This window comes from Thermodiscus maritimus, assembly GCF_055382595.1.
This window is the reverse complement of record NZ_AP042434.1, coordinates 1040491-1063646: the sequence shown is the minus strand read 5'-3', so window position 1 is coordinate 1063646 and position 23156 is coordinate 1040491. Positions and strand designations below refer to the sequence as shown.

Genomic DNA, 23156 nt, shown 5'->3' with positions numbered 1-23156 from the left:
AACTATACCTTCTTGTAATTTATTTACCAAATCCCTATTCTAACCTGTTCCTCTACGAGTCGTATAGTATAGATATTGTATAATCTCTAAGGGCCTACTCGCTACTCTCGGGGATGAATGAGTTGGCTACTGGGCGAGTTATCGGCGGTATGATCCCGGATCCCCCTTGGCCTGCAAGGGAAGCCTGTGCTAGATGGGCTCATACCAATAAGGGCGACCTAGGCTCATATGAAGGGTTGAAGGAAGTACATGATGATGTGATCGAGAGGTTCTCGAGAATAGTATTCGGGGGAATCTATCCCGGTATGATGACGAGCGGGGCTACGGAATCAAACCTCCTCTCACTCCTCTACTGGAGGAATCGGGGAAAGAGGAGGGTCGTTGCCTTTCCCCACACACACTATAGTGTTAGAAAGGCCGCCTATATTCTAGGTATGGAGTATGTTGAGACAAGTTATAGCAGTATTGAAACCCTGATAGAGAATACAGATGTAGTTGTAGCGACGCTCGGAACTACAGAGATGGGAAGAGTAGATCCACTAGAATATATAGTTGAAGTTGCGAGGGCTAAGGGCGCTTCAGTCCACATTGATGCAGCCTATTATGGCACTATAGCCAGGCATTCAAAGGCGAGTGGAATAGATAAGCTGGAGCTAAACGATACAGTCGCGACGTTGGCAGTAGACCTCCACAAGATCCCCGAGTCGCCTCCACCTGCCGGCGCCATCTATGCTTGGGACGAGAATGTACTTGAATCCCTCTGGTTCGAGTCGCCGTATATTCCGGGGAAGAGACAGTTCGGCGCCCTGGGTACTAGGCCTGGCTGCGTGGTTTACGCGGCGAGCATCTCGCTAAGGCTTGTTGTAGAGGAATGGCCATCTGGCCCTGAAGGGCTAGCCCGGGACCTCGAGGATATGATAAGGGATGTAGAGGTGGAGTTGGGGGATTATGGATATTCGAGTATAGGGGGTCCCGCTCCCATAAGGTGCCTCATGCATCAAAATATAGATAATATAATAGATTATATTAAGAGGAGAGGCTATTCGGTCTACAGGTGTAGCAACGGGGGTTTGAGGATTGTCGCTATGCCTCACCTATTATGGAAAGGGTATAGATGGATAATTAGAATACTCCAGGAGGCATCAAGTAAAGGTGTTGGTGTAAAATGAGCAACTGGGTCGATAAGAGGCTAAACGAGTTCAAGCGATCACTAGACAAGTACCTCCACCTCCTAAAGGGTGGAAGGATAGATGTGGATAAGGCGGCTCTAGTTGAGAGGGTGGAGCTCGAACTAGTAGAGGAATTGAGGAACACTGGTAAATGTAATGGAGGCCTCCAGGACATTCTAGGAAGCCTAGAATCGACCGGATGGTTGGAGAAAGCCTTCCATAAAGTAGCTGAGAGCCTAAACGCTGAAGTGCCAGGAGGAATCAATGTGAGGGATGCCCTCCAGAGCTTCCTAACGGGGAATATGGAGGATGCTGGGGCAAACATTATAGCAGTAGTGGTCCAGGCTGTAGCGAGATGCGTAGCTGAGAAGAGGCTAGAAGAGGAGGGAGTACGAGACGCCCAGACACCCTTCTGCCCGGTCTGCGGTGCGGAAAGCAAGACAATGGTGGTGAGAGATGCCGGCTATCATATGGTCTGCCCCTTCTGCGGTTACGAGTGGAGGGTGTCAAGAGACAAGGTTATATGCCCCTACTGTGGGAACTCGAACCCCATCTCTATAGGCGTGTTTACAGATAAGGCCAGAAGGATAGGGCTAATGGTATGCCAGGAGTGCGGGGCTACCTGGAGGACCATTATGGATAGAAACATTAAGGCTCCAAGAATACTTCTACCAGTAATCAGTTTGGGGGCCGAGGCCTTCAGGAAGTTCCTCCATGAAGACATGCTTGGGGGAGGCGAGAAAACCAGCTAGAGCCCTGGATATGCATGACTGCAACGGCATCAGCCAAGCACCTAAGCTTGCAACTATCATTACGCTCTTATAGAAGCGAGAGCAGAATAGGTCCTCGATAGGTTTCTCAGTGGCGTATTCAACAGCATCCTTGAACGTTGATGCTATTAGAAGGGAACCTATCACAGTGTAGTAGAGGCCCGTGAGAAGAGCAGCCTTACCAACGTATCTTAACAGAGAGGGCTCTACCCCCAGCACTAGGTCTTTAACTCTCATAACGACTAGGAGCGAGTGGAATTCGAGGTAACCCCCTATTACGCCTATGGAGACAGCGGCCGATACTATCGCCGAGTTGAGCCTTAGAGGTCCAGGAATCGATGATGCAAGGGCTAGCAGCATTGCGAGGGTCATGAGCAGGGGGCCCATGCTTATATAATTCTTTTCTAGATGCTTTATTAGAGCCTCGACCAGCACCGGGTCATTTGGTTTCGCACTCATTTCCGTTTCACCGGCATGTATACTGCCGGGATCCCGAGCATCTTCTCAATGTACTTAGCCGTGAACCAGGCGTCTCTTCCACGATACCCGTCTACGATGACCTGCCTAGGCATAGCCTCCCTAACATACTCTATTATTTCCCTGAAGGTGGCGTGGTCGCTGAATGATACCCGGAAGACGTTGTCTCCAACCATCCTAACTATAGAGCGGGTCTCCCAGCCTGTTAGTTTAACATGAGTCCCCCTCATCCTCATCTTGCCATTTGATTTAGAGGTGTGGATGAAGACGACTGCGCTCTCATCAACCTCTCCCCCTAGGTAAGGCCGTATATCGCCCAGCTCAACCCTGTACTCTCGCGAGGAGATCTTCGCCATCTCTATCGCTATGGGTTCTGCTAGGAACGGGTAGTCGACGCCCCTCTTCCTTAGCTCGATCATAATTTCCTGGATCTTACCGTTGAATGCGTAGATCCAGACGGGTCCCTGCTGGATCTTCTCGTCGATCAGGGAGATTAGAGCTGAGAGTGCCTCCCAGTCGCTCCACCTCCTCTGATACTTTGGACTGCCATAAGTAGCGTCTATCACCAGGATGTCTAGATCTTCGAGGGGTGGGGTGCCGGGAAGCTTGAAGTCCCCTGTATAGCCTACCCTATATGATGGAGACTCTACCACGACCTGTGCGCTCCCGGCTATATGCCTTGCAGGGAATAGGGTTATTGTCTCGTTCTCGATCGTAACGGGAGCCCGGTATCCTAGTGGTAGCTTCTTCTCCTCTGGTATCCTGTAGCCCAGCAACTTTAGAAACTCGAAGGTCACGGGGGTCGCTACTATGTAGATGCTCCACTTTACGCTACTAGGGAGCCCCCTGGTATGATCGTGGTGGGCGTGTGTGACAACCCTTATTATGCGCTTATAGAATGCATCTGCCACGACATTCCTGCCTAGCAGTATCTCTCCCTTATCCCCTACGCTAGCGTATCGGCAGCAGTGGCGGGTTACCTCCATATCTATAACCCTCTAACCTCCAGCCTTGCACTAACCATTAGCAGGCCTGCCAACTAATAAGGGGTTGTCATCGGTGGTCGAGGTAGGATTTCACCGAGAATATGAGGGCGAGGACCGCTAGGAGTGTAGTCGAGTATGATACCGCCCTAACATTGACGGGTTTTCCACACACTGGTCCAGAGGCTTGTAGAATGTTGAAGACAATAGCAACCTTATACCCTTCCCCGGAGCCTACCTCAACTACTCCTTTAACCGGCACTTGCCCGTAAGCTATCTGGTAACCAGGCCCCTCATCCACCACAGCCCTATCACAAGCGTAAAGCATCTCACTAGACTCGCTGTTTAGGTAGTATACTTCGATATTCTTCTCATTTAATGAGCTCCTAGGGGATGACATGTCTTTGAAAAGACCTACTATCGCCTTCTTCAATTCTGGAGGAAGATAGTTGTTGGGAGCATAGTATTCGGGGAAGGATACCGACCCCCTCCCATAATCCACCTCTACGAGTGCAGCGTAGCCGGGGTACTTGGCTAGACCATAAAGTTTCCCGCTATCGCTTATATTGAGGGGGTACCAGGATGGAGTCTTCACTATGATGACAGAATAGTATACTGTTAGCCCTGAGGCATGGATTGCACTAGCCAGGTAAGCACCGGCTAGAGGGAAGAGTATTAGTGGGAGTAGTAGGAGCCCCTTCAACTTCAGCCACTCTTGTACCGTTCGATCGCCTTCAGTATTTGCTCCCTAGCCTCCGAGGCGCTCCTCCACTCCCTTACCTTGACCCACTTTCCAGGCTCGAGCTCCTTATAGTGCTCGAAGAAGTGCTTGATCTTGCTCTTCACTATTTCGGGCAGGTCGTTGACATCCTTTATGTCCTGGTATAGCGGGTCCAGCTTGGCCTTTGGGACTGCGACGACCTTGTTATCGATTCCAGCCTCGTCCTCCATTATGAGGAGTGCGACTGGAACAGCCTCTATAACGCTCCCAGGAACTACAGGTTCCCTGCTAAGCACTAAGACGTCTACCGGGTCCCCATCCTCCTCAAGGGTTCCCGGTATGAACCCGTAGTTGAAGGGGTAGACCATGCTAGTGTAGAGGAAGCGGTCAACCTTGACAAGGCAAGCTTTCTTGTCGAACTCGTATTTAACCGAGCTACCCATAGGTATCTCCACGACAACGTTTACGATCTCAGGGGCTTTCTCACCGGGGCCGAGGACTTCTAGACAACTCACAGGTAATCCCCCCATGTTGCCACAACTAGTCCAACTAGATAACTTAAATATCCTTGCCAATCCCCCTAAGAGCCCGAGACGACCCAGAAAGGGGAGGAGGATGAAGGATGAGTAAGCCGTTCTATGTGAAGTTCGAGGTCCCGGAGGACCTGGCTCAGAAGGTTTACGAGGCGGTTGAGAAGGCTGCTCAAACGGGCAAGATAAAGAAGGGTACAAATGAGACTACGAAGGCGTGCGAGAGGGGCATCGCTAAGCTAGTAGTGATAGCAGAAGACGTCGACCCGCCGGAGATAGTAGCCCATCTACCAGTCCTCTGCGACGAGAAGAAGATCCCCTACGTATACGTGCCGAGCAAGAAGAAGCTGGGCGAGGCTGCGGGTATAGAGGTGCAGGCTGCCTCCGCTGCGATAATAGACCCTGGAGAAGCCGAGGCCCTTGTAAAGGAGATAATAGAAAAGGTAAAGGAGCTAAGGGCTAAGGCTGGAGCCTAGCCCCGGCCACACACAATTTTATACCCTTAGAATGGGACGCTTTCCAAGGTAGCTAGAGGTATAGAGGAAGGGTGAAGTAAGGAGTGTCGCTGGAGGGGAGGCAATTCAAGTATATAGTAAGGATTGCGGGGACTGATATAGACGGCAAGCTCAAACTGCCATACGGGCTTGCCGAGATCAAGGGGATAGGATACACGACCGCCCTTGCAATTATACGGTTCCTAGGCCTAGACCCCAACATGAGAATAGGGTTCCTCACAGAGGAGGAGATAAGGAAAATAGAAGATGCTGTAAGCGACCTTACAAAGCTCGGGCTCCCATCCTGGATGTATAATAGGAGGAAGGACTATGATACGGGGCTAGACAAGCACCTTATCGGCCCTGAACTCATATTCCATGCCAGGAGGGATATTGAGAGGGAGATCAGGATAGGATCGTGGCGCGGTGTAAGGCACAAGCTGGGCCTCAAGGTGAGAGGGCAGAGGACGGCCACCACTGGAAGGCTCGGCCTAACGGTTGGAGTAAGGAAGAAGAGGTAGTACGGGGTGAAGATGCGTGGGTGATCCTAGGAAGCCGAGGAAGAAGTGGATAGGCCCCAAGCACCCTTGGATCAAGGAGAGGCTGCAGGCTGAGATAGAGCTTGTCGGTAAGTATGGGTTGAAGAACAAGAAGGAGCTGTGGATTGCGGGGACCCTTGCAAGGAACCTAAGGCATAGGGCAAGACAGCTTCTAGCCTTGCCCGAGGAGATAAGGGAGGAGCAGACGAGGTCTCTCCTCGAGAGGCTATATGCTATGGGACTAGTAGAGAAGGATGCTACGCTAGACGACATTCTGGGAATAACTGCTGCGGACATACTCGAGAGGAGGCTCCAAACGATAGTATACAAGAAGGGCCTCGCCAAGACAATATACCAGGCGAGACAGCTGATAGTGCATGGGCACATAGCCATCGGGGGGAGGAGGGTAACCTCCCCAGGATACCTGGTGTGGCGCCACGAGGAGCCACTTGTAGACTACGCTCCGGGAAGCCCATTTAAGGAGAGGGCTAAGGAGGCAGAGTAGATAGGGGGGTGAGTAGGATATGGCCATGCCTATGAGAGAGCTTAAATGGGGGGTAGCCCACATCTACAGTAGCTTCAACAACACCATAGTTCACATAACAGACCTGACAGGAGCTGAGACAGTTGCACGCGTTAGCGGAGGAATGGTTGTAAGAGCTGATAGAGAGAAGCCCTCGCCATATGCGGCGATGATCGCCGCGAGTAGGGCTGCGCAGCAGGCTATGGCTCGTGGAATAGTGGCGATACACATAAAGGTGAGGGCTCCAGGAGGCCACGGGCCAAAGACGCCGGGCCCGGGAGCGCAGGCTGCTATAAGAGCACTAGCTAGAGCAGGCTTCATTATAGGCAGGATAGAGGATGTCACGCCGATACCGCACGATACGACGAGGCGTCCAGGCGGCAGGAGAGGTAGGAGAGTCTAGCCCCCACTATTATTTTAGAGGTGTCAATATATTGCCCGAGGGCTCTGATAGGAAGGTGGTAGTCTCAGAGAAGAAGGAGAACGCGATAACCCTAGAGGCTACTGGATTCCCAGTGGTATTATTGAACGCTATTCGAAGACTAGTCCTCTCAAACGTTCCCACCCTTGCAGTAGACTTCATCCACGTCTACGATAACACCTCGAGTGTCTTCGACGAGATACTAGCCCATAGGCTCGGCTTAGTGGTGCTCGAGAGCAGCACTGCTCTAAAGAAGCTCAGGTCTCCAGAGGAGTGTAAGGATGCAGACGAGTCAGACGAGTCATGCTTCGTTACCCTGGTATTAAACGTCGAGCTGAGCGAGAAGGAGCAGCAGGGCCGCTACGTTCTAGCGGGAGAGATAAGCGTCGACCCCAATATTACCAGAATAGTATACCCGGAGACGCCACTCCTCTACCTTATCCCAGGCCAAAGGGTTCACACAGTAGCATACGCTAGGCTAGGAAGGGGGAGAGAGCACAGTAAATGGAGTCCCGCCTCCGTATCAGTGCTCCGATATACAACCCGTGTGAGATATGACGGGTCAAAGGCCACCAAGGAGTGCATCGAATGTCTCGCCCACTACCCGGAGCTCGTGGAGAAGCTGAAGAGTGGAGAGTCGGGCGTTCTAGAGGTTTCTGGCATGGTGAACACCAGCGGGCTCCTCTACTGCTCTGAGGCGAAATGCAACGGGGCAGTAGAGGTAGAGTATAGTCCCGAGAAATTAATCCTCCACATAGAATCGACGGGGGCCCTACCCCCAGAGAAAATAGTTTTAGAATCCATTAAAGCCCTAGAGTCTAGGGCTAAGGCGCTGCTGTCGAGCCTAAAGGAGGCAAAGGGTGAGGAGAAGTGAAGAGGACGGGGCCTACTAGCATATTGGCTAGAAAGCTCATAGACGAGCTGCACAGTGCAGCTCGAAAGAACAAGGCTGGCGTATGGGAGGCTGTAGCCGAGAGGCTGGAGAAGCCGACGAGAAGAAGAGTCGAGGTCAACCTGTCAAAGATCAACCGTTACGCGAAGGAGGGAGAAATGATAATAGTGCCAGGTAAAGTTCTTGGCGGCGGATTCCTCGAGAAGAAGGTGACTATAGCAGCATTCTCCTTCTCAGAGTCTGCCCTCGAGAAGATCAAAGCCTCTGGTAGCCGCGCTATAACTATATCTGAGGCTCTCAGGGAGAACCCTAGCGGGAAGAATACCAGGATAATAGTGTGAGGTGGGGATGTGATGTCTGAGGCTGTGGAGTCGAGGGAGATAGTGGTCGACGGGACAGGGCAGATACTAGGTAGGCTGGCCAGCATTACTGCAAAGAAGCTCCTAGAAGGCTACAGGGTAGTTGTTGTAAACGTGGATAAAGTAGTTGTGAGCGGTAAGCCCAGCGAGGTAGTGAAAGCCTATAAGAGAACAATTCTCTCAGTTAGGAGCCACCACGCCCACAAGTGGAGGCCTAAAAGGCCAAGGTCGCCGATAAGGCTCTTCAAGGACACTGTCTGGGGAATGCTACCCAAACACAACAAGAGGGGACGAGAGGCGTTGAAGAGGCTGAGGGCCTACATAGGCATCCCAGAAGAGTACAAGGACAAGGAGCTAGTTAGATTTAAGGAGGCAGACTCGAGCAGGTTATCTAGGAGCTACGTAGAGCTTGGGAGAATAGCCAGGGAGCTTGGATGGAAGGGTGAGGTCGAGTGAAGGGTAAAATCGTGATCGCTAGCGGGAAGAGGAAGACCGCAGTAGCCAGGGCTATAGTGAAGCCTGGGAAAGGAAGGGTATGGATAAACTCCATTCCTATAGAATTCGTTACCCCAGAGCTAGCGAGGGCGAAGATGCTCGAACCTCTACTACTGGCTGGAAGGAAGATAAGGTCTATGCTAGACATAAAGGTTAAGGTGGAAGGAGGCGGCTTCATGGGCCAGGCCGAGGCAGTTAGAATGGCTATCGCCAGGGGTATACTAGAGTTCTTCAAGTGCGAGGGTTCGGGCCCCGATTGTGAGAAGATGAACGAGTTATACATGGCGTTAAAGCAGATCTTCGAAGAGCACGACAGGACTATGATTGCAGGTGACCCGAGGAGGACAGAGCCGGAGAAGTACATGAGGTATAGCGCTAGGAGGAGATGGCAGAAGTCGTATAGGTGATCTCATCATGCTCCAGCCATTAAGATGCTTTACATGCGGAGCCCCCCTGGGCCACCTCTGGAAGCCGTTTGTCGAGAGGGTTAAGGCGGGAGAGGACCCTGAGAAGGTACTAGATGATCTCGGGGTTAAGAGGTATTGTTGTAGGAGGATGCTCTTCACCGCCGTAACGTATATTGATAAGGTGGCCCTGTTCGATTCCCCCAAAACCAGAGAGCTTAGAGTTAAACTATACTCTATCCCTGCTAAGGGAGTGGGTGGTGAGATATGAGCGCGCCTGCACAGAGGGAGCTGCTAGTCCCGGCGGAATTGTATAGGAAGGCTGGCGTGGTCTTCGGGACCCAGATATGTACTAAGTACATGAAGAGATTCACGTATAAGATACTACCAGACGGTTTCTACCTACTAGACGTAGCCAAGATCGATGAAAGGCTTAGGATCGCCGCCAACTTCCTATCCAAGTTCCCACCGGAGAAGATCGCTGTTGTCTCAGTAAGGCTCTACGGACAGAAGCCAGCCCGCATGATGTGTGAGAGGGTAGGATGCAGGGCCATAACTGGCAGAGTCATCCCTGGAATATTCACCAACCCCTACCTAGAATACTATATGGAGCCCGACGTGGTCCTCGTCACCGACCCGAGAACCGACAGGCAGGCGGTAACAGAGGCTACTAAGATAGGGATACCTGTAGTAGCCTTTGCCGATACTGATAATAGGATCGAGAACCTAGACCTGATAATCCCGGCCAACAATAAGGGGAGGAGGAGCCTAGCCCTACTATACTGGATCCTCACCAGGGAGATCCTAAGGGCTAGGGGAGAGATCGGCCCCAACGACTCCCTCGACGTGGAGTATGAGGCCTTCATGGCCAGCAGGATAGGGAGGTAGAGGGACCCACACCGTTATTCTACCCTAGAGCATCCTATTTTTAATAAGGGTGAACCTAGATGGCTGTAGGCATAATTAGGAAGCCGGCCCACGCCGGCACATTCTACCCCTCAAAGAGGGAGGAGCTTATAAAGGCGATAGAGGACTCCTTCCTCCACCCCCACGGACCAGGGAGGTTACCTATTAAGGGGGGCGGTGGCGAGAAGCACTCCATAGGCTACATTGTCCCGCATGCTGGATACATGTATAGCGGGCCTGTAGCGGCTCACGCATACTACGATCTCTCAGTGAGGAGAAAGCCAGAACGCCGTAGTGATAGTCGGCCCGAACCATAACGGTATAGGCCTGGGTGCAGCCGTTTACAAGGGAGATGCCTGGGAGACTCCCCTCGGCCTTATCGAGGTTGAGAAGGAGGTTGCTAGGCTCATAGTCGAGTATACCGAGTACTACTCGTTCGATAACGAGGCCCACGTATACGAGCACAGCCTAGAGGTCCAGGTCCCCTTCCTCCAATATATCTATGGAAACGTGCCGATAGTGCCTGTAACCGTCTACGTGCAGACCCTCGACGTTGCAAGGGACCTGGGCTCTGCACTCGCCAGGATCAGGGAGGAGAATGGAGTGGACATAGTGCTCCTAGCCAGCTCCGACTTCAACCACTACGAGCCCCACGACGTCACAGTTGAAAAAGACGAGCTAGCCCTCTCCAAGATAATGGAGCTAGACGACGAGGGATTATACAAGGTGATTGAGGAGTACAATATCACAATGTGCGGTCCAGCCGCGGCCGCTGCACTCATTAATTACGCATTAAAGCTGAACGCTCCAAAACCTGTCCTGTTAAAGCATGCGACCTCCGGAGACATAACGGGGGAAAAGGACTGGGTAGTAGGCTATGCATCGGTAAAGTTCCCTCACCCGTAACCATGAGCAGGCAAGGGCAGTGATGCAAGATGAAAGAGTACAAGCTGTCAGCGAGAGCCCCAATCATACTGCTGGGGGTCCCCCTAGCGGAAAGCGAGAACCCCTTCCTAGCACTCCCCACAAAGAAGGTTACTGCGTCATTCGCCGTCGACGAGTGCGGCGAGCCAGGGCTAGAGGCGAATGGGCTCCCAGAGAGGCTTGAGGCGAGGGTCAAGGGATTCTACTCTAACCTGGAAGAGGTGGCCAGAGAGCTGTGCATCCGGTTAGAATCCGATATCGGCAGGGACCTGAGCCCCTCGGGCTCATACGCTCTTCTCACAACACTACTCACGTATGCTATCGCTAAGTATTACGGGGAGAGGCTAGATACCTGGGAGGTTCTAGAGCTGGCCAGGTACGCGGACCCCTTCGATAAGCCTAGCGGCTGGTCTTACGTGGTCGATGCTCTCCGCTACTCGGTCTTGACTGGTAAACCGGTGGTTTATAGAAATGATGAGGAATACGCTAAGTTGGAAGTTGAGAGAACAGTCGAGCCAGAGCTGAGAGAGGTGGTAGAGGCTGGCTCCCAGGCTCTCGAAAGGGAGAGTCTCGGGGGAGATGTCTATAACTCGCTCGTACACCTTGTGGGGGCAATGGTTTTGGAGGGGACTGTGAGGGTTAGGGACAAAGAGTCTATCGAGTCTATAATAGGGACGCTTGGAAGGCTCCAGAATAGCATAGTGGCGGGGATGTGGAGGATTCAATATCCTCCCCCAGACTGTTTACTCGTACCCGGAATACCCCGGGAGTTCGAAGTATACTGTTGGTGAAGTGGAGTGATTCACGGGAAGGAGCTAGTCGAGCCCATAGTGATCAAGCTGGGCGGTAGCGTGATCACCTTCAAGGATAACCCGTATACTGTTAACGAGGAGGCGATAAAGAGGCTTGCAGGGATCATATACGAGAACTACAAGGCTGGCAAGCGCATAGTACTGGTCCACGGCGGAGGAAGCTTCGGGCACGTTGCAGTGAGCGAGATAGATGAAAAGAAGGGTATCCTAGACGCTGTAGACGTCGCTTACGTCCAGTACAGGATGCTACAGCTCGCAACAATTGTTGGAAAGGCTTTCATCAACGCAGGGGTCCCTGTAACAATATACCCGGGACACGTCCTCTGCAGGAAAGAAGCCAGGTGCAACTTCGACCTATTATACGAGGACCTAGAGAATGGACTAGTACCAATGACCTACGGGGATATAGTGTATGATGATAGAGGATACACAATTATAAGCGGAGACGACATAGCCCTCTGGCTCTCCTCTGCAATAGGAGCCAGAAAGATATACTTCGTAACAAGCGAGCCAGGCGTTCTAGACGAGAAGGGTAACGTGATAAAGAGGGTCTCCGCGGGAGAGCAGGTAGTAGACCTGGGCGGGAGAGGCTACGACGTTACTGGTGGAATGAAGAGGAAGGTGGACGCCGCCCTCGAGTATAGTAGCAGCCATGACGCGGAGATTAGGATCCTCGATATAAATGGACTCGAGAAAGTGCTTCGGGGCGAAGAAGCAGGCTCTGTGATAGGAGGAGACAAGGCTAAGAGGAGGGTAGGCCGTGGAAGTAGAAAATAACATGACGCCGGAGAGAAAGCTAGACCATATAAAGGCAGTTCTCGATAAAGGGGTTGAAAGCCTCCACCCAACCCTCCTAGATGATATAAGAATAATCCATAACCCCCTCCCCGAGATCAACCTGGACGATGTAAGCCTGGAGACATCCTTCTGTGGCAGGAGGGTCCCTACACCTCTCATGATAACCGGTATGACTGGGGGCCACCCTGATGTAGCAGGTATAAACAAACTGCTAGCGGTGGTAGCTGAAGAGTATGGCCTCATACTAGGGGTGGGGAGTCAGAGGGCAGGAATAGAGGATCCCAAGCTCGCCTACACCTACAAGGTTGCCAGGGAGGCTGCGCCAAACGTATTCCTTGTAGCGAACCTCGGCGCCCCCCAGCTCGCAATGGGCTATGGGGTAAGGGAGGCTGCGAAGGCGGTGGAGATGATAGATGCCGACGCTATCGCTATACACCTTAATCCAGCACAGGAGGCGTATCAGAGGGAAGGGGACCCCTACTATCGCGGTGTAGTCGAGAAGATCGCTGAGATAGCAGATGCTCTTGGAAAGCCTGTGATAGTGAAGGAGACCGGCACCGGGCTATCCTATGAAGCGGTAAGGGAACTCTATAATCTCGGAGTGAGGTGCTTCGACGTCTCCGGCCTCGGGGGGACCCACTGGGTTAAAGTTGAGGTTGTCCGCTCAATTCTTAGGGGAGAGAAGCCCCTCCCAGCAGGCCCCCTGGCAGACTATTGGGGGAACCCAACAGCAGTGTCAGTCGTTGAGGCGAGAACCGCCGCTCCAGGAGCATATATTGTGGGGAGCGGTGGTGTGAGAACCGGCCTAGACGCTGGGAAGGTACTGGCGCTCGGTGCAGACGTTGCAGGCGTAGCCCTCCCGGCTCTCAGGGTCCTGTTGAAGAGCGGTGTGGTTGGGCTTAAGGGTTACATTGAGAGCATACTATACCAGCTGAAAACCATCCTCTTCCTCACCGGGGGAAAGGAGCCCGTAGACCTCTGGAGGACCCCCATAACGGTTACCGGCAAGCTCCGCGAGGAGCTGGAGGCTAGGGGAATAGATATAGAACGATACATTCAACTCGTCAGGCTGGAGCCACTGAGGGTTAGAGGATGGAGTCTTACAAAAACCTTGCGAAAGCCCTAGAAAGGTACCCGGCCCTCGTCGACCTCTTCATATATAAGGAGCTAGTGAAGGGCAGCCCCGAGGAACTCTACAAGGCAAGCCTCCACCTGATAAGGGCTGGCGGAAAGAGGCTGAGGCCAACCATCACACTCGCCGCCGCCAGAATGCTTGGAGGGTTCGAGGCGGAATCAAGAGCTCTCCCTCTAGCCGCCGCCACCGAGGTCTTCCACACCTTCACATTAATCCACGACGACATAATGGATCAGGACGAGTATAGGAGGGGCGTGAAGACAGTCCACACGGTTTGGGGGGAGCCGATGGCTATACTCGCCGGGGACCTCCTCTTCGGCCTCTCCTACCAGTCAATACTGTTGGGAAGGGAGAGGGGGTTATCCGACGAGCAGATCCGCGCGGCATTCGAGGTCCTAACAGAGGCAAGCATTAGGGTCTCCCAGGGCCAGGCATATGACATGGGCTTCGAGGGAAGGGAGGAGGTAGACTATCACGAGTACCTCAACATGATCTACCTCAAGACGGGAGCCCTCATCGAAGCCAGCGCCAAGCTTGGAGGGATTGCCGCAGGAGCCCCTAGTACTGTTGTTGAGAAGCTTGGAGAGTACGGGGCCCTTGTAGGGGTAGCATTCCAGGTGAGAGACGATATCCTCGGAGTATTCGGGGACCCCAAGAAGACCGGTAAGCCCGTATACAACGACTTGCGGAGGGGGAAGAAGACTGTACTAGTACTGTATGCGTTAAAGCATGGGTCAAGCGAGCAGAGAAACATAATTATGGAAGCACTGAAGGGGAAGCTACCGGAAGATAAGCTTCCAGAGGTGGCCGAGATAATAAAGGAGACGGGAGCCCTCGACTACGCTATGAACCTGGCCAGGACGTATGCTAAGAACGCGGTCGCAATAATAGATGACATCGAGTCCTCCGGGCTAGTAGTTGACGGGGAATACGCCCGTGTATTAAAAGAGCTCGCCCTATTCTCCGTGGAGAGGGAGAAGTAAGTGGAGGAATACACTCCGGAAGACTACAAGTTCCCCATAGCATACGTGGAGGGCTTGGAGTCCGAAGAGTACCTAGTACCAGACCTTGATAGAGGCAAGTATAGGATTGTTAAAGCCCCTGTGGAGGGCGGGCTAGGTAAGGCAGTGTATGAGAGGGTCCCCGAGCTAGCCGTCGACTTGGAGGCCGCCAAGACAAGGCGAGGGGTAGCGGTGAGGGTTCCTTGGAAGGGCGACAGGGCAATGTACCTGGCGAGCGGAAGCCCCATCCATATATACGAAGTGGGTGGGGTGCAGACCATATTCTACTCTCATGAAGGAGATGATCTAGAAGAAGGCGACGTTCTAGCATATGTCTTAACCGGGAAGGGGGAGACCAGGACTATAAGAGTAGACCGGAAGGGGACAGTCTTCTACATAGGATGGCTCCCCGGGAGCCATCCTCCCCGATACATAGTCATCCTCGCAGGCGAAGAGAACCTCATAATACTCGATCCTGAACAATAAGGGAGCCGGAGGGGATTATGTGGGTTGGAGTTAGAGAAACTAGTAAAGGGCTATGTGCTGAAGAACGCTGTCAAGCATGGAGGGAAGGCTAAAGCGGGAAGCGTAATGTCAATGATACTAGGGGATCATCCCGAGCTAAAGCCGAGGGCGAAGGAGATAGCAGGCCTGGTTAAAAAATACGTGGAGGAGGTAAACAAGCTCTCCCTCCAAGAGCAAAAGAGGATCTTGGAGGAGGAATACGAGTGGCTCCTTCAGGAAAAGGAAGAGGAGAAGAAGGAGGAGGGGAAGCTCCCCCCACTACCCAACGCCATCCCCGGAAAGGTGGTTACCCGCTTCGCCCCTAACCCCGACTTCGTCATACACCTTGGCAATGCGAGGCCTGCTATACTCAGCGACGAGTATGCTAAGATGTACAAGGGGCGTATGGTGCTGAGGTTCGAGGACACTGATCCAAGGACTAAGACCCCGATGATCGAGGCATATGATCTCATAAAAGAGGACCTGAAATGGCTCAACGTAGTATGGCATGAGGAGTACATACAGAGTAAGAGGATGGAGATATTCTACTCGGTAGCGAAAGAGGTCATAAGGAGGGGTTGCGCCTACGTAGACTTATGCGGGGAGAGGTCTAGGGAGCTCCTCAGGTCTGGGAAAGCCTGCGAGACTAGAAACAATAGTATAGAGTGGCAGCTTGAAGAGTTCGAGAAGATGCTGGAAGGCTACTATGGAGAGGGCGAGGCCGTGCTTAGGATTAAGACAGACCTAAATCACCCCAATCCAAGCGTTAGGGACTGGGTGGCCTTCAGGATAATAGATACAGAGCGCTACCCCCACCCTCTAGTCGGGTCGAAGTATGTGGTGTGGCCCACGTACAACTTCTCGGTGAGCGTCGACGACCACATGATGGGGATAACCCACGTGTTGAGGGGGAAGGAGCACCAGGTGAACACTGAGAAGCAGCTATACATATACAGGTGCATGGAGTGGGAGCCGCCCGAGTTCATACACTTCGGAAGACTCAAGCTAGAAGGCTTCATAATGAGCAAGAGCTACATTAGAAAGCTGCTAGAAGAGAACCCGGACAAGTTCATGGGATACGACGATCCACGCTTCGGCACCATAGCAGGGCTCAGGAGGAGAGGCATACTGCCGGAGGCGATAAGACAGCTAATCCTAGAGGTTGGAGTAAAGAGGGGGGATGCTAGGATCAGCTGGTATAATCTAGCAGCTATTAACAGGAAACTCCTCGACCCCGTCGCGGATAGGCTCATGTATGTATGGGAGCCTGTTGAACTCGTGGTTGAAGCTGACGATTGCATCACAGCAAGCATACCCTACCATCCAGACAAGCCCGAGAGGAAGAGGACTATACGCGTCTGCCCCGGCGACAAGCTCCTAGTGAACAAGCAAGACGCTGCGGCGGGAGAGGTTAGGCTCATAGGCCTAGGAAACTTCATTGTCGAGGAGAGCAAAGCCATACTGGTAGGTACTGAGCTAGAGTACGCTAGAAGTAAGAAGCTTCCAATTATACAATGGGTGCCCAGCCAGGGTGCCATGAGACTCAACGTGCTAGAGCCCAATGGATTAGAGTTCAACGTCTACAATGGATTCGTAGAGCCTGCGATAAGCGAGTATGGAGTCGACGATAGACTCCAGCTTATGAGGTTTGGCTTCATACGAATTGATGAAGTTAAGGGGGAGGAGTACACGGCTATACTAGCCCATAGGTAAACTCTCTCCAGGCATTTAGAGCTACACTTCACTTAGAATATTTGAGCGTTTAAGCCTTAATTCTCACCTATAACCCAAGGATTCTAGGGAAGACACGAGTTGGACGAGGAAGCATACAGTCTCAGCAAGGGCGAGTACGAGCTACTCAAAAAGATGGCCGAGAGGGGTGTAGTTGAGGGCTACATTGACGAAGCTGCCGAGAAGCTGGGAGTCGATAAGGCCACGCTCGCTAGCCTGATAATGCTCCTCAAAAGCAAGGGCCTTGCAATTGTAGAGGAGGAGACTACCCGCTCCTGGCACCTCACCGAGAAGGGATTGAAGGCTGTTGAAGAAGGGCTGCCGGAAGAAAAGTTGGTGAGGCTTCTAGCAGAGGGGTCCGGCGGGGCAAGTGTTGATGCTGTGAGGGACAAGCTGGGAGGCGAGGCAGGAGTCGCGATCGGCCAGGCTAGGAGGAAGGGCCTAGTATCGATAAGGGATGGAATTGTAGAGTTGAAGGGCGATGCCGACCAGATCCTGGCGGAGCTGGAGGATCTTAGGAGCGCTCTCGAGAGGGTTAAGGTCGACCCCAACGCGGAGCCTCCAAGAGAGCTGGTGAAGAGGGGCCTAGTGAAGCCCCGGGAGGTTAAAAGGATAAGATTCAAGCTTACCGTAGCGCCAAGTGCAATCCTTGAGAAGGCTAGGGTAGAGGTGGCTAAGCTTTCCTCCAGCCTTATCGCATCGGGGCTCTGGAGGAGGGTCGCTCTTAGGGAATACGATGTGACCGCGGAGCCTCCAAGGATTTATCCTGCTCGGAAGCACTTCCTAGTAGACTTCATAGAGATGCTTAGGGATATAATGAAGGAGCTCGGCTTCGTAGAGGTAAGGGGCCCAGTTGTTGAGATGGAGCTATTCAACTTCGACGTCCTATTCCAAGCCCAGGACCATCCAGCTAGGGAGATACACGATACCCTGTGGATAAAAGAGCCCCGAAGAGCAGACCTCTCAGGCTACAGGGAGCTAGTGGATAGAGTAGCGAGGATACACGAGAAGGGTTGGGGCTACAAGTGGAACCCAGATATAGCTTCAAGACTCCTCCTGAGGAGTCAAACAACGAGCGTCTCAGCCAGGATTATAGTCCAGAGGCCGGAGCCCCCTATAAGATACTTCACGATAGGCCGGGTTTACAGGAGCGACGTTGTAGATGCTACACACCTACCAGAATTCCACCAGCTAGACGGAGTGATGGGATGGCCCGGATACACCTTTAGAGACCTTATAGGAGTACTCGTGGAGGTTGCAGAGAGGCTCGGATTGAAGCTAAAGCTGAAGCCCGGATACTTCCCCTTCACAGAGCCTAGTGTAGAGGGCTATGTTCAGCTACCCAACGGTAGGTGGCTTGAGCTGTTCGGCGCTGGCCTCTTCAGGCCCGAAGTACTGGAGGCGGCCGGCCTCGACTATCCTGTGGGTGCATGGGGCTTTGGAGTGGAGAGGCTCGCCGCAGCAGTCCTTGGGATAACGGATATTAGGGAATTATATACGAGAGATATTGAAAAGATTAAAGAATTTAAAATTAAATTGATTTAGGGTGGTGGATATGCCGGTACTAAGATTCAACACTGAAAAGCTTACAAGACAAACGGGGCTCAGCGTCGAGGAGTTGATCGAGGCTCTTTTCAAGCTTAAATGCGAGAGCGAGATCGTAGATGACACGCTTGAAGTCGAGGTAAACCCTGACAGGCCAGACCTATACATCAGCGAGGGTTTAGCGCGAGCAGTTAACGCCCTCAACGGGAGGAGAAGAGGATGGAGCCTGCCAAGGACCGAGGCTACAAACTATACTCTAAAGGTAGACCCGCCTGAAACGAGGCCCTACATCGCCGCAGCCATAGTCTACAATGTTAATGTAGATGAGGACTATCTTGAGGAGCTGATCCAGTTCCAAGAGAAGCTCCACGACACTATTGGCAGGAGGAGGCGCAAGGTAGCCATAGGGCTTCACGATCTTGAGAAGCTGCCAAGCAACAAACTATACTATAAGATGGCTTCCCTCAATGAAAAGATGACGCCGCTAGATGAGAGCGAGGAGTACACTATAAGTAGGGTATTAGAGGAGACACAGCAGGGCCGGAAGTATGGGAGGATCTCGCTTAACGTCGAGCGGGGAGTCCACCCAGCCCTCTACTCCGGAGACGAGATCATAGCGCTGCCACCCGTGATAAACTCAAACATAACCAGGATAGAGCCCGGGACTAGGAGCTTATTCATAGACGTTACAGGCACCCATAAGGAGACTGTTGAGAAGGTCCTCGATATAATAGTCACAGCTCTAGCAGAGAGGCCAGGAGCCTATGTTGGAAAAGTACTCGTAGAGGACCCCCACAGTCACTGGTGGACTCCGAAATTATCGGGGAAGAGAATGGAGCTATCAAGAGAGGAGGTCTCGGGAACTCTTGGAGTCACCCTAAGCCTAGACTCCATAATAGATGCATTGGAAAGGACGCTTCACAACGCACGGAAGGAGAGCGAGGATAGTGTTATTGTAGAGGTAGCCCCCTTCCGAGTAGACATATTGAGGAATATAGACCTGATCGAGGATATAGCGATAGCCCTCGGCTACGAGTCACTCGGTTATAATAAGCCTATAGTCGAGGGTCCCGGAAAGCTTCTCACAGAGACAAGGATCTCCAGGGTAGTGAGAGATCTAGCAATAGGCCTAGGGTTCACAGAGGTAACCCAGCTCACCCTTACAAGCCCTAAACTACTAGATGCTACGGGCTTCAAGGATAGGGTTGAGGTACTCAACCCCGTACAGTACGAGTACAGCGTCCTCCGGCCAAGCCTGATACCATCCCTCCTCTCGGTGGCAGCCGGGAACCTGCATGCTAAGAAGCCGGTGAAGACCTTCGAGATAGGCGTTGTAGTAGAACCGGATCTGCCCCCCAGAGATAGGATGCGCATGGGGCTAATGATAATGGATGACGAGGTAGGCTACGAGGACATACAGGCAGCGGTATACTCTATCCTGAGGATACTAGACGTTGAATTCACGGTTGAACCCTACTCCCACCCAGTCTTCATAGAAGGGAGGAGTGCGAGGATAATCCTACCCGGTATGGGGGCAGCTGGTGTACTGGGAGAGGTGAGTCCAGAAGTATTACAGAGGCTAGAGATATCATTCCCGGTGGCGGTTGCTGAACTCGACCTAGAGGTGCTGTCAGAGTGGTGGAGATCCAAGACCTCGAGCCAGCCGTGAAGATACCTTTAGAGAAGATCGGATTCCGCAACATTAAACGGAGGGTAACCTTCAAGACACCGAAGGGGGAGATAATACTCGACCTGACAATGGACGTTACCGTAGCTATAGACGGTGACAGGAGAGGCGCCCACCTCTCACGCAACATAGAGGCCCTCTCAGTGCCAGAAGTACTCTCCCATACGGAGGCTCACAGTATAGAAGAGTACCTTGAGCGGGTAGCGGATAAGCTCCTAGAGCTCCATGATTACGCGTTCAGGGTTGAGGCTAGGGCTAAGACAACATACTACATGGAGATCTCATTCAACGGGATAAGGGGAACCGAGCCCATCGAAGTGGATATTCTGGTACGCAAGGGGAGAGACGGGTCGAGGCTATGGACGGTATCAGTAACTCTAGCTGGAATGAGCGTGTGCCCCAGCGCCCAATCTACTATAGCCTCCATGCTAGGGGTTGAAGGGGTAGCTCCCAGCCACGTTCAAAGAGTGCTAGTTACGGGTAGAGTGACGACTACCGGCGAGATGGTTAGGATCGAGACTCTAGCTAAAGCGATAGCTAGAAGCTTCTCAGCACCCGCATTCACGCTCCTAAAGAGGGAGCAGGAAGCCCGCCTTGTGCTAGAGGCTCATAGGAGGCCGAAGTTCGCAGAGGATATAGCGAGGGAGGCGGTATGTAATATAGCGAGGGATCTATTGGGCACTGTTTCCGATGATTCCCTGATTGAGGTTGAGGTGGAGAGCCTGGAATCAATACACCCGCACGACGTATACGCTTACACGAAAGGGAGGCTAAGAGACATAGCGGGGAGGGAGTCTATTTGCTCTTAGCCCTCTAATCTAGAGGGACCTCCACATATATCATTGAAGAATAGTAGCTCTTAGGCTTCCCTCCAAGCTTCTTCACGAGCCTATAAGCTTTAATATTATCCGCGAGAATATACCCGTAAACCATCTTGACACCGTACTCCCTGGCAACCCTCTTAAGAGCCAGGGCCATAGCCGACCCAATACCCTTACCCTGCATGCTCTCAAGCACAATTATACCACCCTCAGCCACCCCATCCCTGTCAAGGACAAGCTCAGCGACACCGACGATCTCTCCACTCTTGGCATCCTCCGCTACTATCGCCAGGATACCTGTTGAGGAGACGAGTCTCTCAACGTAGGGATTAAAGTACCGTATAACCGAGAAGAAGCGGGTGTATATGGTCTCGTCCCTGAGCTTCTCGTAGAACCGTAGCAGATTATCCCGGTCCTCCGGACACAGGCCCCTAATAATTATCTCCCGCCCATCTACATTTAGCTTATCAAGCACCCTCCCGCAGAGAGGACAACGTTTCACAGACATGCCTCTACCCACATTATACTCTCGCGCCAAATATACCATATGCCCGTGAGAGTATAATAGTAGGGGAACCGCGTATAAGGGATGACGGGCTTGAACATATACTATATAACCAGAGATGGAACGAGATGCCACGTTGACCCCATCATTGCCTCAAACAAGAAGGGCCTTGTTTATGCTTGTGGAGGGTTGAATAAGGTTCTAGTTTACGGCTTAGATCCCAGTGACGTAGACGCCTACCTATCATATTATGAGGTATGCTCGAGCCGAGTACCCAAAGCATACCCCGTGTATGTTGGAAGGGATAGCTTGTGCCTGGAGATGGTAGAGGGTCCCACAGCCGCAGACCTGCTCATAGAGGCTCTCGCCAATAAGGACGTAGAGCTAGCACTGCACCTTGTAAGGAGGATAGGGAGGGAACTGCGCGGCTTCCATGAGGAGCTAGAGAAATGCCCTCGAAGAATTAATGCATCACCCATCAACATCATTGTGAGGGAGCGGTGTAGCCTCGCAGGCAGTCTCTCCAGTGGTGGTCGGGGGCTAGCAGCTAGAGCCTGCAGCTTCCTCGGGCGGAGGATCCACGGCAGGGAAGAGTGCACCTTCATTGCAGGACACGGCGACCTCCACCTTTATCAAGCAGTGGTTGGTGAGAGGAGAATTTACTTCCTAGACCCTGGAAGAGAACCAGATACCCGGAGCAATCCCTGCCTCGAGTACGACCTCGCTAGTCTTATTAGAAGTATTGAGTACGCGGTTGACATGGTATCAGTTGTACTGGGGCCTATAGAGGGGCTTAAGGAGGCACTAGCCTACGAGGCGCTCTCCTTCTACGGATTAGACAGGATAGATCCAGGGGCTCTCGCCATCCTCTATACGGCCCGGGCCCTCTACGAATACTATTATGAAGTGTCCCGCAACACTGGTCTTGAATGGATCCCCGCTCGAGCCCTCCAGGCTCTTGTCATCGATGGGGGGACGCTGGTGGACAGGATACTGGGAGAGGACAGGGGTTGAGGGACCCTTTCTCAACATAGCTGTTAGAGAAAAGTACTCGGGCCCACCCATCAACAAGTTGTGGGTGTGGAGGAGTTGGGGAACAGGGTAATACTAAGGCTCGTGAAGAAGAAGCTTACACCGCTTGGGGAGGTCGAGGTTGAATATACAGGACTCTTCGGCAGAGAGTCGTGGAGAGTCGAGGTGTACAGGGTTGAACCCGACTACCTGGTGCTTCAAACCCCCGATAAGCCAAACGCCTTCAAAGGCGAGGCCTCAATTGTAAGGGTGGCGCCTCCCCCATGGAGGAGGTTCTGCAGATGGCACGATGGCCCCCTATGGGAAAAAGACGAGCCATGGAAGCGGATATACTGTGTAGTTGAGGCTGAATCCTATTGCAGGCAGCATAAGAGGAGCCTTAGAGCCCTATACGAGTTCTGCCTTGGAACCAACTCTCCCAACGCTCTAGAACTATGTAAAAAGATTGATTCAATGGGCCGCACTAACTACGTCGTATACCTCACTGATGCTGGCGCTGGGAGGGTTAAAGTGGGGGTTACAAGGGAGTTCCGCTTCCTAGAGCGTCTCTCCGAGCAAGCACACAACGCCGCTACCATGCTACACGTCACGGATAGCCTGTATGAGGCGAGGAGGCTCGAGCTGGAGGTGAGCAGGAGAAACCTGGCCTCACAGGTGAAGTCTAGGAAGCCTAAATCAGTCCCCCTGTCTAAGGTGGCCCCGCTGTTAGCGGGCGCCGCTGAGAGGATATCTAGGGAGATGGGCCTTGACTGGAACGGTAGGCTAGTGAGGGTTGTAAGCGACAAGCAGAGTATCGTGTTGAATGCTAGGGAGGCGAAGCGGGATCATGTAGAGGGGAGGAAGTTTAGGATAGTAGGGTACTGGGGAGGCCACCTCATACTTGAAGGCGAGGAAGGCCGCATTACACACATAAGTGACAGGGTCCTCATCCACTCCGACTCATTGATAGTAGGGGAGGAGTAGGAGGGCCCGAGGCTT

The 23156-nt window shown here is 52.6% G+C and carries 30 protein-coding genes; 25 read left to right on the top strand and 5 right to left on the bottom strand.

Annotated features, from left to right (window positions below; genetic code table 11):
* Positions 1 to 122 precede the first annotated feature (122 nt).
* Both ACZ47H_RS05795 and ACZ47H_RS05790 read left to right on the top strand, forming a co-directional pair.
* Positions 123 to 1169, top strand: coding sequence for a pyridoxal-dependent decarboxylase (locus tag ACZ47H_RS05795; RefSeq protein ID WP_464932749.1), 1047 nt, complete (start codon positions 123 to 125; stop codon positions 1167 to 1169).
* On the top strand, positions 1166 to 1921 hold the full coding sequence (locus tag ACZ47H_RS05790; RefSeq protein WP_464932748.1) for a hypothetical protein: 756 nt from the start codon (positions 1166 to 1168) through the stop codon (positions 1919 to 1921). The genes ACZ47H_RS05795 and ACZ47H_RS05790 overlap by 4 nt, the downstream gene beginning before the upstream one ends.
* On the opposite strand, the gene ACZ47H_RS05785 is transcribed toward ACZ47H_RS05790, so the two are convergent.
* The 4 genes from ACZ47H_RS05785 to ppa form a co-directional block, all read right to left on the bottom strand.
* A complete protein-coding gene (locus ACZ47H_RS05785) occupies positions 1838 to 2398 on the bottom strand; it encodes a hypothetical protein (protein ID WP_464932747.1) in 561 nt (186 codons plus the stop codon). The two genes, ACZ47H_RS05790 and ACZ47H_RS05785, sit on opposite strands and share 84 nt — an antisense overlap.
* Entirely contained in the window at positions 2395 to 3402 is a 1008-nt protein-coding gene (locus tag ACZ47H_RS05780; protein WP_464932746.1) for an MBL fold metallo-hydrolase, read from the bottom strand. Before ACZ47H_RS05780 ends, ACZ47H_RS05785 begins: the two co-directional genes overlap by 4 nt.
* 67 nt (positions 3403 to 3469) lie before the next feature.
* The gene (locus tag ACZ47H_RS05775) at positions 3470 to 4102 is read right to left on the bottom strand and encodes a hypothetical protein (RefSeq protein WP_464932745.1); all 633 of its coding nucleotides are present in this window, start codon (positions 4100 to 4102) and stop codon (positions 3470 to 3472) included.
* Positions 4103 to 4104: 2 nt separating this feature from the next.
* Complete coding sequence (gene ppa, locus ACZ47H_RS05770; RefSeq protein ID WP_464933958.1) at positions 4105 to 4650, bottom strand: inorganic diphosphatase; 546 nt, start codon at positions 4648 to 4650, stop codon at positions 4105 to 4107.
* 92 nt (positions 4651 to 4742) lie between these two features.
* Here ppa and rpl7ae point away from each other — a divergent pair, with 92 nt between their 5' ends.
* The 21 genes from rpl7ae (at position 4743) to mptA (ending at position 20629) form a co-directional block, all read left to right on the top strand.
* Positions 4743 to 5126, top strand: coding sequence for a 50S ribosomal protein L7Ae (gene rpl7ae / locus ACZ47H_RS05765; RefSeq protein WP_464932744.1), 384 nt, complete (start codon positions 4743 to 4745; stop codon positions 5124 to 5126).
* 89 nt (positions 5127 to 5215) lie between these two features.
* Entirely contained in the window at positions 5216 to 5665 is a 450-nt protein-coding gene (locus ACZ47H_RS05760) for a 30S ribosomal protein S13 (protein WP_464933957.1), read from the top strand.
* 16 nt (positions 5666 to 5681) lie between these two features.
* Positions 5682 to 6188 (top strand): 30S ribosomal protein S4, encoded by a 507-nt coding sequence (locus ACZ47H_RS05755; RefSeq protein ID WP_464932743.1) that lies wholly within the window; start codon positions 5682 to 5684, stop codon positions 6186 to 6188.
* Between the two features lie 19 nt (positions 6189 to 6207).
* Entirely contained in the window at positions 6208 to 6609 is a 402-nt protein-coding gene (locus tag ACZ47H_RS05750; protein WP_464932742.1) for a 30S ribosomal protein S11, read from the top strand.
* A gap of 31 nt (positions 6610 to 6640) precedes the next feature.
* On the top strand, positions 6641 to 7501 hold the full coding sequence (locus ACZ47H_RS05745; protein WP_464932741.1) for a DNA-directed RNA polymerase subunit D: 861 nt from the start codon (positions 6641 to 6643) through the stop codon (positions 7499 to 7501).
* Positions 7498 to 7860 (top strand): 50S ribosomal protein L18e, encoded by a 363-nt coding sequence (locus ACZ47H_RS05740; protein ID WP_464932740.1) that lies wholly within the window; start codon positions 7498 to 7500, stop codon positions 7858 to 7860. Before ACZ47H_RS05745 ends, ACZ47H_RS05740 begins: the two co-directional genes overlap by 4 nt.
* Before the next feature lie 12 nt (positions 7861 to 7872).
* Positions 7873 to 8334: a 50S ribosomal protein L13 gene (rplM, locus tag ACZ47H_RS05735; RefSeq protein WP_464932739.1), complete on the top strand. Its 462-nt coding sequence runs from the start codon at positions 7873 to 7875 to the stop codon at positions 8332 to 8334.
* Positions 8331 to 8780 (top strand): 30S ribosomal protein S9, encoded by a 450-nt coding sequence (locus ACZ47H_RS05730; protein WP_464932738.1) that lies wholly within the window; start codon positions 8331 to 8333, stop codon positions 8778 to 8780. Before rplM ends, ACZ47H_RS05730 begins: the two co-directional genes overlap by 4 nt.
* A 7-nt stretch (positions 8781 to 8787) precedes the next feature.
* On the top strand, positions 8788 to 9048 hold the full coding sequence (locus ACZ47H_RS05725; RefSeq protein WP_464932737.1) for a DNA-directed RNA polymerase subunit N: 261 nt from the start codon (positions 8788 to 8790) through the stop codon (positions 9046 to 9048).
* The gene (gene rpsB / locus ACZ47H_RS05720) at positions 9045 to 9665 is read left to right on the top strand and encodes a 30S ribosomal protein S2 (protein ID WP_464932736.1); all 621 of its coding nucleotides are present in this window, start codon (positions 9045 to 9047) and stop codon (positions 9663 to 9665) included. Before ACZ47H_RS05725 ends, rpsB begins: the two co-directional genes overlap by 4 nt.
* A gap of 59 nt (positions 9666 to 9724) precedes the next feature.
* Positions 9725 to 10000, top strand: coding sequence for an AmmeMemoRadiSam system protein B (gene amrB, locus ACZ47H_RS05715; RefSeq protein WP_464932735.1), 276 nt, complete (start codon positions 9725 to 9727; stop codon positions 9998 to 10000).
* Positions 9978 to 10589, top strand: a complete 612-nt coding sequence (gene amrB, locus ACZ47H_RS05710) for an AmmeMemoRadiSam system protein B (RefSeq protein WP_464932734.1) — start codon at positions 9978 to 9980, stop codon at positions 10587 to 10589. The genes amrB (ACZ47H_RS05715) and amrB (ACZ47H_RS05710) overlap by 23 nt, the downstream gene beginning before the upstream one ends.
* Before the next feature lie 29 nt (positions 10590 to 10618).
* Complete coding sequence (locus ACZ47H_RS05705; protein ID WP_464932733.1) at positions 10619 to 11398, top strand: hypothetical protein; 780 nt, start codon at positions 10619 to 10621, stop codon at positions 11396 to 11398.
* A gap of 6 nt (positions 11399 to 11404) precedes the next feature.
* Positions 11405 to 12196, top strand: coding sequence for an isopentenyl phosphate kinase (locus ACZ47H_RS05700; RefSeq protein WP_464932732.1), 792 nt, complete (start codon positions 11405 to 11407; stop codon positions 12194 to 12196).
* The gene (fni, locus tag ACZ47H_RS05695; protein WP_464932731.1) at positions 12180 to 13343 is read left to right on the top strand and encodes a type 2 isopentenyl-diphosphate Delta-isomerase; all 1164 of its coding nucleotides are present in this window, start codon (positions 12180 to 12182) and stop codon (positions 13341 to 13343) included. The genes ACZ47H_RS05700 and fni overlap by 17 nt, the downstream gene beginning before the upstream one ends.
* Positions 13310 to 14335 carry a polyprenyl synthetase family protein gene (locus ACZ47H_RS05690; protein ID WP_464932730.1) on the top strand — a complete coding sequence of 342 codons (1026 nt, stop codon included), beginning with the start codon at positions 13310 to 13312 and terminating at the stop codon, positions 14333 to 14335. The genes fni and ACZ47H_RS05690 overlap by 34 nt, the downstream gene beginning before the upstream one ends.
* Positions 14336 to 14839: a DUF2118 domain-containing protein gene (locus tag ACZ47H_RS05685; protein WP_464932729.1), complete on the top strand. Its 504-nt coding sequence runs from the start codon at positions 14336 to 14338 to the stop codon at positions 14837 to 14839. It begins immediately after the preceding gene.
* A gap of 24 nt (positions 14840 to 14863) precedes the next feature.
* Positions 14864 to 16570 (top strand): glutamate--tRNA ligase, encoded by a 1707-nt coding sequence (locus ACZ47H_RS05680; RefSeq protein ID WP_464932728.1) that lies wholly within the window; start codon positions 14864 to 14866, stop codon positions 16568 to 16570.
* Positions 16571 to 16669: 99 nt separating this feature from the next.
* A complete protein-coding gene (pheS, locus tag ACZ47H_RS05675) occupies positions 16670 to 18133 on the top strand; it encodes a phenylalanine--tRNA ligase subunit alpha (RefSeq protein WP_464932727.1) in 1464 nt (487 codons plus the stop codon).
* A gap of 10 nt (positions 18134 to 18143) precedes the next feature.
* The gene (gene pheT, locus ACZ47H_RS05670; protein ID WP_464932726.1) at positions 18144 to 19802 is read left to right on the top strand and encodes a phenylalanine--tRNA ligase subunit beta; all 1659 of its coding nucleotides are present in this window, start codon (positions 18144 to 18146) and stop codon (positions 19800 to 19802) included.
* Complete coding sequence (mptA, locus tag ACZ47H_RS05665; RefSeq protein ID WP_464932725.1) at positions 19769 to 20629, top strand: GTP cyclohydrolase MptA; 861 nt, start codon at positions 19769 to 19771, stop codon at positions 20627 to 20629. The genes pheT and mptA overlap by 34 nt, the downstream gene beginning before the upstream one ends.
* Before the next feature lie 4 nt (positions 20630 to 20633).
* On the opposite strand, the gene ACZ47H_RS05660 is transcribed toward mptA, so the two are convergent.
* Positions 20634 to 21149, bottom strand: coding sequence for an N-acetyltransferase family protein (locus ACZ47H_RS05660; protein ID WP_464932724.1), 516 nt, complete (start codon positions 21147 to 21149; stop codon positions 20634 to 20636).
* A 90-nt stretch (positions 21150 to 21239) separates the two neighbouring features.
* On the opposite strand from ACZ47H_RS05660, the gene ACZ47H_RS05655 reads away from it, so the two are divergent.
* Positions 21240 to 22160, top strand: coding sequence for a BUD32 family EKC/KEOPS complex subunit (locus tag ACZ47H_RS05655; protein WP_464932723.1), 921 nt, complete (start codon positions 21240 to 21242; stop codon positions 22158 to 22160).
* Positions 22161 to 22235: 75 nt separating this feature from the next.
* Positions 22236 to 23141 carry a DUF2797 domain-containing protein gene (locus tag ACZ47H_RS05650; protein ID WP_464932722.1) on the top strand — a complete coding sequence of 302 codons (906 nt, stop codon included), beginning with the start codon at positions 22236 to 22238 and terminating at the stop codon, positions 23139 to 23141.
* Positions 23142 to 23156 lie beyond the last annotated feature (15 nt).